This window comes from Paenibacillus sp. P5_B5 (assembly GCF_056400365.1).
Window position 1 is genome coordinate 1 of sequence record NZ_JBFULK010000036.1, and the last position, 9,077, is coordinate 9,077.

Below are 9,077 nucleotides of genomic sequence, written 5' to 3' on the forward strand. Positions count from 1 at the left end.
CAGATTATAAAGCGTTAGAAAAAATCATCCGTGATACATGGAATTACGAGCGTTATTGCTCACCGAAAATCGCAGAAAGAATGTCAAAGTTATATTTGGCCAGTTGCCTTGCAAGCCAAGCCTTTACCTGTGTTGCCGAAAAAGGCGGCGAAGCTGTTGGAATCATTATGGGCAAAAACGAGAAAAATCATCGCATGCAGATACAATATGCCATTCGTCAGTTAGGTGCAGCTGCTACTATGTTATGCACGAAAGAGGGGCGCCAAGTTTTCAAGCTGTTTTATGGAATTGATAAGCTGGATCAAGCATTACTTGCCGAGAGTGGACAAGACTTTGATGGAGAGCTTGCTTTTTTTGCCGTGGGTTCAGACCAGCGAGGAACAGGAATCGGCAAGGARCTTTTTAATCGGTTGCTGGTTTATATGAAATCACAGAGTATCAGAAATTTCTATCTGTACACAGATAGCACCTGTAATTATGGTTTTTATGAACATCAAGGCATGAAACGAATTGGAGAAAAGAAATACAGCTTAAAGTCGCATAGTGATGAGGATATGCTGGATACGCTGTTCTTCCTGTATGGATATAACTTTGAAAATCTAGTAGAAAATTGTAACAAGGAGAAGTAAAACATTGAATAGAGAAAATGAAACAGCAACACGGCGACTCGAACAACAGAGAACTTTCATTATCCGATTCATGTATTGGAGCATCATTGCAGTCGGAATTTTAGCTGGTTTGAAATATGCCGGTCCGGTATTATCTCCTTTTATCATTGCATTCGTGATTGCTTGGGCAACTCATAAGCCTGTTGACTGGTTCTCCCGGAAGACACAAATCAAACGTCCGGTAATTGCATTTATTTTCGTTACCCTGTTATTTGTGATGATTGGCGGTATCGTAGGATTTATAGGAACTAACATTTTTTTAGGTCTGAAAGAGTTCTTTACAGGTATTCCGGCTTTTTATAACGGAACAGTATTGCCTGTTTTGGAAGAAGTGTTTCAATGGCTAGATAAATTTTTTAACTCACTTAATTTAAGCGAAATGGTGATTGTCGAGGAATATGCGAATAGAACAATGGAAGCAATTGGCCAATTTGCCAGTACGGTTTCTACCGGCGCCATTACTGCTATTTCCAGTGTGGCTACTACGATTCCAGGCACTTTCATCAAAACGATCATTACATTGATTTCTACCGTGTTTATCAGCATGGATTATCATAAAATTATGGACTTTATTGGTAGGCAGTTTCCTGAAAAGGTCAGGAATTATGTTATAGAAGGTAAGGATTATATTGGAGGGACAATACTCAAGTACATCAAGTCATATTCACTGATCATCCTTATGACCTTTGTAGAGTTGTGGCTGGGCTTTTCTTTGATTGGCATACCAAACGCTGTAATTATTGCCGCCTTGATTGCTGTTGTTGATATTCTGCCAGTACTCGGCACGGGAGGCGTTTTAATTCCGTGGGCGATTATTGCCGGAATTAACAGTGATGTCAAAGTGGCAGTAGGAATGGTGATTTTATATCTGGCCATTACTATTATCCGAAATATTGTGGAGCCAAAACTTGTGGGACAGCAGGTTGGACTGCATCCGGTTGTAACATTGGCAAGTATGTTGTTAGGGTTATTCTTCTTTGGCTTCATCGGACTATTTGGTGTTCCGATTCTGGTGTCACTGCTGAAAAATTTCAACGACCGTGGAATCATTCATATCCTCAAATAGACCTTGGGCTATAGAAACTACAAACAAGAAGCACAGCTACTCCTTAGGCAGCTTCCGATATTCTGCTGGAGACGTTCCCATCATTTTTTTGAACAGCCTGGAGAAATAATAGGGATCATGGATACCAAGAGTCAGGCTAATTTCTTTGATTGTCAGATCGGTTAACATGAGAATTTGACTTGCCTTTTGCATTTTGTGCCTTAGAAAAAAGTCCACAGGAGGATGCCCGGTTTCTTTGTTGAACAGATAAATTAAATGCTGTTTGGATAATCCTATATACTTGGCCAAATCAGAGAGCTGAAGGGAATCGTTTATACAATCGTTCATGTATTGTATGGCGTTTTCTAGATAGCGCTCTTTTTTAATATCCTGGGATGAAATTGCATAATGGACGCCTATCGTGCTGGTAAGCTGTTGAACCAAATGAGAAACATGGACCAGGATCGGCATGGAATAGAGCTTATTGGATATGAGCTCATAGCATAGCTTAAAATCTTCCAGAAACCGGATGTTCTGCGATAGCTGAATAAGTCCTGCAGCCAATTTGTACATTTGAATTAAGGAAGTAGCATGTCCACCATGTAGGTGAAACCAATGAATGCTCCACGGATCGTGGGAGCTGGCACCATATCGGTGAGGAGTAACAGCCGGTATGACAATTAAATGATGCGGCATTAAGAGAATGCGTTCCTCGTTATTAAGCTCATTCCAGCTTTCACCCTCCGTACAATAGATGAAAATATGTGCTTCTGAGCCATTCAATCGTTCCCTATAATGGAATTGTGCCTTGGGAAACACACCGATATCGCTAATGAATAGGTGCTTCACCAGCTCTTCATTCATCAGTTCTTGAATCCTGTATTCGGGCATCACATAGAGCCTTCTGCTCTTGAAAGCCATCTGCCTTCAGCTGGTTATTCATTCGTGTCACACCTTTGTATTGCTATGAACAATCCACCCCCAGCAACAATTGATGATTCTTTTTTTGAAAGCCAAGATGGGTTGAAAGTAGATACCCTTATTGAGATATTTATAGCGCCGAAAAAATTCAAAAAATACAATGAACATGATAGAGAGAAAATTGAGGCATTAAATAAATATGTTGAAGAAGTTTTAGATAAGTGCCTTGCAGATAGAGTTTTTATTCCATATGAATTAAAGGAGAGAAGAGAAAGATTTCCACAGGCTTTCGAATATTTGTCGGAGTATATTTAGAAATATGCAAGCTATATTCGTGCTGATTACGTCCCGCATGAAGAGACAATGAATTCTGTTGCGTAAGTCTAAAGGCAGCGGAGTCTGTCAAGTATTTTGTGTAAACTCAATTAAAAAGATTAGACTACAACCAAAGCCCATAATCAGACTTCCAAGCTGATAGCGTGGTTCGATACCTATCACATATATGTTTTGTGGTAAATTTCATAGAAGTACATTGAGGATCTAAAAGGGTTGTAAAAGGAAGATGCAAAAAAGGCATCCCTTGAAGATGTATGCTGAATGATGTTGACAGCGCTTACAATTTAGATTATTCTGAATTTGACAATTGGGTCACCCGATTATAGCGTAACGCCGAAAGGGGGGGTGAAACGATGCAAATAACAAAAATTAAGTACCACAGGGTCTATGAGGATGTCATTGTGCAGATTGAGAATATGATTCTTGAAGGTGATTTTTCTATTGGAGACGTATTACCAACGGAAAGGGAATTTGCCCAATTATTTGGTATAAGTCGCGGGACTCTACGGGAAGCCTTCCGCATTCTGGAGAGGGAGGGACTTATTGAAACCCGACCTGGGGGCGGTCGTTACCTTAGTAATAACCTGAATAAGGCAGAAGATAAGGTCCGAATCATTGAAAATATAGAGAGGGCTACGATCATCGAGTTGTTAGAGGCCAGAGAAATCTTCGAAACGGGTATTGTCGAACTTGCCGTATTACGCGCGACAGAACAGGATATACAAGAAATCGAAAATGCTCTTGAGAAATGGGGGGGCATGGATAGTGATTCGGATGACCCGCTTTCCCCAGATCAAGCTTTTCATCTATCTATAGCGAAGTCCACACACAACGTGGTTCTGGTAAGTCTTATTGATCTGCATATGGATCTTTTACGCAAAACACGCAAGAAGACCCTGAAAGTGCCTGGCCGTAATATTGAAGTGTATAAGGAACACTTCAATATTGTTCAAGCGATAAAGGATAGGGATTCGGTAAAGGCCAAAGAAGCCCTAATATTCCATCTTCAGCAAGTAAAAAGAAATATTCAAGCGAAGATATAAGTTCATCTAGAGAAAGATGTAGCGGTCTTTCTTCAATATAATTGGGTCATCCAATTACCCAAATCTTAGAAATCATACCGTAATAGAGTCGAATAGGAATCAATAAAAATGAGAGGGGTGAGCGACATAAGCCACGTTCAATAACTCGCTCTACGCAGATAACGAATTGCTTTATAATCGCATCAGCAAACGAGGAGGAAATAGAGGATGAAAAAATGGAAAGTTGCCATGACACTCTTATTGGTGGGAAGTTTAGTAACGTCGATTCCAGTAACGAATGTGGTACAAGCCGAAAATCAAAGCGCACGAACGACCACTATTAAAACAATCACATCCGCTGAGTTGGTCAGCGACAATACGGTTGGTAATGACGAGTTAACGTATAAGGTTTATCTTCCGAAAGGTTATGATTCTGTTCGCGCGGAAGGGTATCCCGTCCTGTACTTACTTCATGGCAGCAATGGCACGGAGAGCAGCTGGGATAACTTCTGGGGGAAATTGGACGGCATGATTGAGGACGGCGTGATCGAGCCAGTCATTGCCATCGTACCTAAGAGCGGCAACAGCTATTGGGTCAACTCGAACAAATTCGGCGCTTACGAATCTGCCATTATCAACGATCTAATTCCCGAAGTCGACCAGAATTACAATACGATTGACGATCGTTCCGGTCGTTACATACTCGGTTATTCAATGGGCGGGTACGGCGCTTTGCGGTATGCCATGCAATACCCCGAGTTGTTCAAGGCGACGACGTTACTGAGCCCGGCGATTCAACGTGACGAGCCCCCTGTAACCTCTGGCGCAGTAGAGCGTGGATCATTTGGCGAGCCCTACGATCCTGCGCTATGGACGATGAATAACTACCCGACTGCGATCAACCATTATGTCAATCAATCGAACCGTGTCCCCGTATATATCGTGGCTGGCGATGACGATTGGAATCATCTGAGCGAAAAAGAAGATTTACCTTCTGACGCCTACAAATACAATATGGAAGTACAGGCGGTTAAATTATACGAAGAGTTGCATAGAAAGAACTTATTCAATCAATCATTCGACAAATGGGCCGATGTTCCCGCAAGCCCTGCAGAATTGCGTATTATTAACGGTGGACACGACAATGACGTATGGCTTAAGGGATTTGAAGAAGGTTTGAAATACATGTTCGGAAAGCCGGAAAGCGTTGATTTTAAGCCTGTATATAGCGCCAGTAACTACGCGCCGATACAAATAGGAACAACGGCAACGGAAACTTTTGAACCTGCCAGTCTGCTGAATGATACAACGGTTGGCAGTACGTTATCGTACAAAGTGTATTTGCCTCATGACTATGATCCGAATGGTACGAAACGGTATCCCGTGATGTACTTGCTGCATGGAAGCGGTGGCAACGCAAACAGTTGGAATAAATTTTGGCCAATTCTCGATACGATGATTCAGCAAGGGGAAATCCCACCAGTTATCGCAGTTGCACCAGTAACCGGCAACAGCTACTGGGTCGATTCGCAAATGTTCGGAGCGATAGAATCGGCAGTCATTCAGGACCTGATTCCGAAGATTGACAACGATTACAAAACGATCGATTCCCGCGAAGGCCGTGGGGTGATCGGCTTCTCAATGGGCGGCTACGGGGCGCTGCGTTATTCGCTCGTATACCCGCAATTGTTCGGCGGAGCCACGCTGCTTAGCCCAGCTATCCAACATGACGAAGCCCCTGCATCATCTGGTGCAGTGGAGCGCGGATCATTCGGTGATCCTTTCGATCCTGCGATCTGGGATGCCAAAAACTACCCTGCGGCGCTAATAGCATACGGCGCCCAATCAAACGTCGTACCGATGTTCATCATGACGGGGGATGACGATTGGAACCATCTAAGCGAAAAAGAGGATTTGCCGGGCGATGCGAGCAAATACAATATGGAAGTGCAGGCCGTTACGTTATACCAGCACCTTCACCGCGTGAACCTATTCAACAAACCGTTCGATAAGTGGGAGGACGTTCCCGCTAGTCCAGCTCAGCTACGCATTCTTAACGGTGGTCACGACATGGAAGTATGGGCCGCTGGCTTCGAGCAAGGTCTCCCCTACATGTTCGCGAACGGGCTAATCGCACCCATACAGGAGACGCTATCTACTGCCCCTACAGAGTCTGCGATCACGATTGTTAATCGCCCCGCGGGCCAGAACGATACGGTTACCGTCACTGGACTTGTTGTTGGCGATATCGTCAAGGTATACGACAGTGCTACAGGAGGCAACCTGCTGGGATCGGTAACAACGGCCTCAGGGCAAACGAGTACTGTTGTTTCCATAGCACAGTTGGGAGCATCCGCTGGACGCGTTTATGTGAGCGTAAGCAGCATCGGTAAAGGCGCAAGCGCACGGACAGCCAAAGATTATGCGGCCGAGGCCGACTCCAGCCTTAAGCCGTTCACCTTGAGTGGAGTCTCGTTCACCGCAACGGGAGGCATAAAAGCAACAGTTACTGTTATGCCAACAGCGAACGCTAGTGAGCATTCTGGGGACGAGACGGTCGTATTCCAGCTGATGAGAGGGTTGGAACCCGTCAGTATTGTAGCCATTCAACAAAATATTGGAAGCGTAGTACAGCTTACCGCTCATTTTAATGTTACAGGCGCTGGGTATTCGGTGAAAGTATTTGTCGTCGACCAATACGACGGTAGCTTCGACAACATCGGGGCCAGTTTGGCGGCTACATTGATCATGCTATAGATGCAGGAAGTGAGGAGAACGAATGAAAAGGTTGCGATGGATTCACCTACTATCCCTGGCTGCAGTGCTGTTCTTTACTATATCCTGCGGACCGCATGCACATGCCAATGCAATTGCAATTGCTCCTACGATTCAATTGGATCATACAACGAATCGTTACCCCGGACAAACCGTAATGATTTCCGGAACGACTTCTTTAACTGAAGTGGCGGTGAAGGTTGTCCGCCCGAACCTTACGGTGGCGTATATCGATTTCGCCGACGTCTTAGGAGGAGCCTTTACACTGAATTTCATCGTACCTGCCGACGCAACGCTCGGCACTTACACAGTCGTCGCTGGTAAAGGAGCGAAAGTTGCGACCGATACGTTCGAGGTAATAGAGATTCCCGTTCAACCGTCTAAACCAACACCTGGTACTTCAACACCAGAACTGACACCAGTACAACCTAGGCCCCAACCGAGTCCTAACGGTTCAGACGGTAACAGCATTACGCTGCAAGCCAACGCCATTTCGCTGCAGCAAGCAACGACAACGGACGGTAAAACATCCGTTACTGCTGTCGTGCAGGCAGAAGCGCTTGCTGAAGCTCTGAGAAATTTGGCGAAAACAGGGAGCTCCGTACAGAATGTGATCATTTCCATTAGCGGTGTTTATCATGAATTGGGGGTCAAGCTTCCTGCTGCCGTACTGGCGGGAGCTGTGGCAAATTCCCCTGATGCGGTCATTATTGTTCAGAGTGAAGAATCGGGGTATCATCTCCCTGTCAATCTGCCCGCCCTGCAATCAGCGCTGCGTTCCCTGGGTGTTGCGTTGAAGGATGCCACGATTACCGTTAAAACCAAACAGGTTTCCGGTCAAGCGTTGCAGCAAATGAAAGCTGCGGCGACAAAAGCGGGAATTCCGCTGCGTACTGATGGGATCGAATACACACTAAGTTTAGAGGCAAATGGCCAAACAGTGGAAATCACAAACTCTGGGAACACGTATGTAACACGAACGATGACAATCGGCGGTACAGTCGACTCCGCACACGCAACGGCTGTGTTCTATGAACCGGTGACAGGCGCCTTTACCTTCGTTCCGTCGTTGTTTGAGATGATCGACAGTGTGACAGTCGTCATCATGAAACGAAACGGCGATGGCATCTACACCGTGACGGAGAAGGGAGCAACGTTCGGGGATATTGCCAACCACTGGGCCCGTTTCGATATCGAGACGATGGCTGCCAAGCGGATCGTGAGCGGATTGCCGGGGCATCACTACGCACCCGACCAAACAATGACTCGAGCTGAACTCACAAGCCTGATCGTCCGTGCACTCGGTATAGCGGAGACACGGACGGATACCACCTTTAAGGACGTGCCAGCCGATGCCTGGTTCGCCGGGGCAGTCGCCACATCCATAGCTGCGGGGCTTGTCGAAGGCATGAGCGAAACGGAATTTGCGCCGAATGCCCCTGTGAGCCGGGAACAAGCTGCAGTGCTCTTGACAAGAGCGCTTCATGCAGCGGGCAAGAAAGCAGACGGCTTGACGAAGCAACAACTGACCGTAGCAGGTTTTACGGATAACGAGCAGATCAGCGAATGGTCCAAAGAAGCAATTGCGGAATTACGCGCGGTCGGAATTATCCAAGGCTTCCAGGACGAAACATTCCGCCCAGCGGATCACGTCAGCCGAGCGCAAGCTGCTGTTATGATTATGCGATTACTGGAACACGCGGGATTTATCAACAAGCAGCATTAATCGAAGGAAACGACAACAGATATCCGTGTTATGTAAGTAATTGTATATTAATACAGCTTTTGCGAGTATGTCCGCAAAAGCTGTTTTTTTATTTTCAACTCAACCACGCCATCATTGCGGGTATGACCCAATCCGGAATGCTGTCTTCAGACATTGTGAAGGATACAGGAGCTCCACAGGAGGTTTTGCTGAAATATACATTTGATTCTTTGCATTATTCACATCGAATTAAAATTTCAGTAATATATTCGTCCATACTATTGATTGTCATTTCGTTAATGCCTTCTTCATAAGAGTAGCCCTTAAGCGTCAATCCCTGCTCCTTCGCAAATTCGATGATGGAGCGGTAAGTCTCAGGCAGCTGTTCCCAGTTTCCTTTGCAATAAGCTCTGATATATCTTCCCCCCGGTTTTACAAATAAATCAGTTTTTTTTAAAGGTTTCTCTATTTTAGTGAAAAAGTAGTCGTATTCTTCAAAGTTGCCTGCCGTGATTTTCTCTGCTGAAATCATACTGCCAGTGTTTTGATGGTATAGTCCATAACTGCGCAGATTCTGCATGTGCTTGGTCCAAACAGCAAAATCA

Annotated in this window: 8 protein-coding genes; 6 read left to right on the forward strand and 2 right to left on the reverse strand. The window is 45.2% G+C overall.

Translation table 11 applies throughout. The annotated features are described in order from the left end of the window. A partial coding sequence (locus tag AC1DOK_RS24125; RefSeq protein ID WP_477556836.1) for a GNAT family N-acetyltransferase occupies nt 1-629 on the forward strand: 629 nt, incomplete at its 5' end. 4 nt (nt 630-633) lie between these two features. Next, nucleotides 634-1,734, forward strand: coding sequence for a sporulation integral membrane protein YtvI (gene ytvI / locus AC1DOK_RS24130; RefSeq protein WP_477556837.1), 1,101 nt, complete (start codon nt 634-636; stop codon nt 1,732-1,734). Nucleotides 1,735-1,770: 36 nt separating this feature from the next. Here ytvI and AC1DOK_RS24135 read toward each other — a convergent pair whose 3' ends face one another. Further along, nucleotides 1,771-2,604, reverse strand: a complete 834-nt coding sequence (locus AC1DOK_RS24135) for a helix-turn-helix transcriptional regulator (protein ID WP_477556838.1) — start codon at nt 2,602-2,604, stop codon at nt 1,771-1,773. Between AC1DOK_RS24135 and AC1DOK_RS24140 the strand changes: the two genes are divergently transcribed. The 4 genes from AC1DOK_RS24140 to AC1DOK_RS24155 all read left to right on the forward strand — a co-directional run bounded on the left by AC1DOK_RS24140 (nt 2,584) and on the right by AC1DOK_RS24155 (nt 8,493). Then, nucleotides 2,584-2,949: a hypothetical protein gene (locus AC1DOK_RS24140; protein WP_477556839.1), complete on the forward strand. Its 366-nt coding sequence runs from the start codon at nt 2,584-2,586 to the stop codon at nt 2,947-2,949. The two genes, AC1DOK_RS24135 and AC1DOK_RS24140, sit on opposite strands and share 21 nt — an antisense overlap. Nucleotides 2,950-3,323: 374 nt before the next feature. Continuing rightward, nucleotides 3,324-4,013, forward strand: coding sequence for a FadR/GntR family transcriptional regulator (locus tag AC1DOK_RS24145; RefSeq protein ID WP_477556840.1), 690 nt, complete (start codon nt 3,324-3,326; stop codon nt 4,011-4,013). 207 nt (nt 4,014-4,220) lie between these two features. Next, entirely contained in the window at nt 4,221-6,749 is a 2,529-nt protein-coding gene (locus AC1DOK_RS24150; RefSeq protein WP_477556841.1) for an alpha/beta hydrolase-fold protein, read from the forward strand. A gap of 22 nt (nt 6,750-6,771) precedes the next feature. Continuing rightward, nucleotides 6,772-8,493 carry an S-layer homology domain-containing protein gene (locus AC1DOK_RS24155; protein WP_477556842.1) on the forward strand — a complete coding sequence of 574 codons (1,722 nt, stop codon included), beginning with the start codon at nt 6,772-6,774 and terminating at the stop codon, nt 8,491-8,493. Between the two features lie 214 nt (nt 8,494-8,707). On the opposite strand, the gene AC1DOK_RS24160 is transcribed toward AC1DOK_RS24155, so the two are convergent. Continuing rightward, a partial coding sequence (locus tag AC1DOK_RS24160; RefSeq protein ID WP_477556843.1) for a GyrI-like domain-containing protein occupies nt 8,708-9,077 on the reverse strand: 370 nt, incomplete at its 5' end.

Coding starts and splice junctions, on each gene's coding strand:
- AC1DOK_RS24155 (WP_477556842.1), top strand. CDS start 6,772: ATGAAAAGGTTGCGATGGATTCACCTACTATCCCTGGCTGCAGTGCTG.
- AC1DOK_RS24135 (WP_477556838.1), bottom strand. CDS start 2,604: ATGCCCGAATACAGGATTCAAGAACTGATGAATGAAGAGCTGGTGAAG.
- AC1DOK_RS24150 (WP_477556841.1), top strand. CDS start 4,221: ATGAAAAAATGGAAAGTTGCCATGACACTCTTATTGGTGGGAAGTTTA.
- AC1DOK_RS24145 (WP_477556840.1), top strand. CDS start 3,324: ATGCAAATAACAAAAATTAAGTACCACAGGGTCTATGAGGATGTCATT.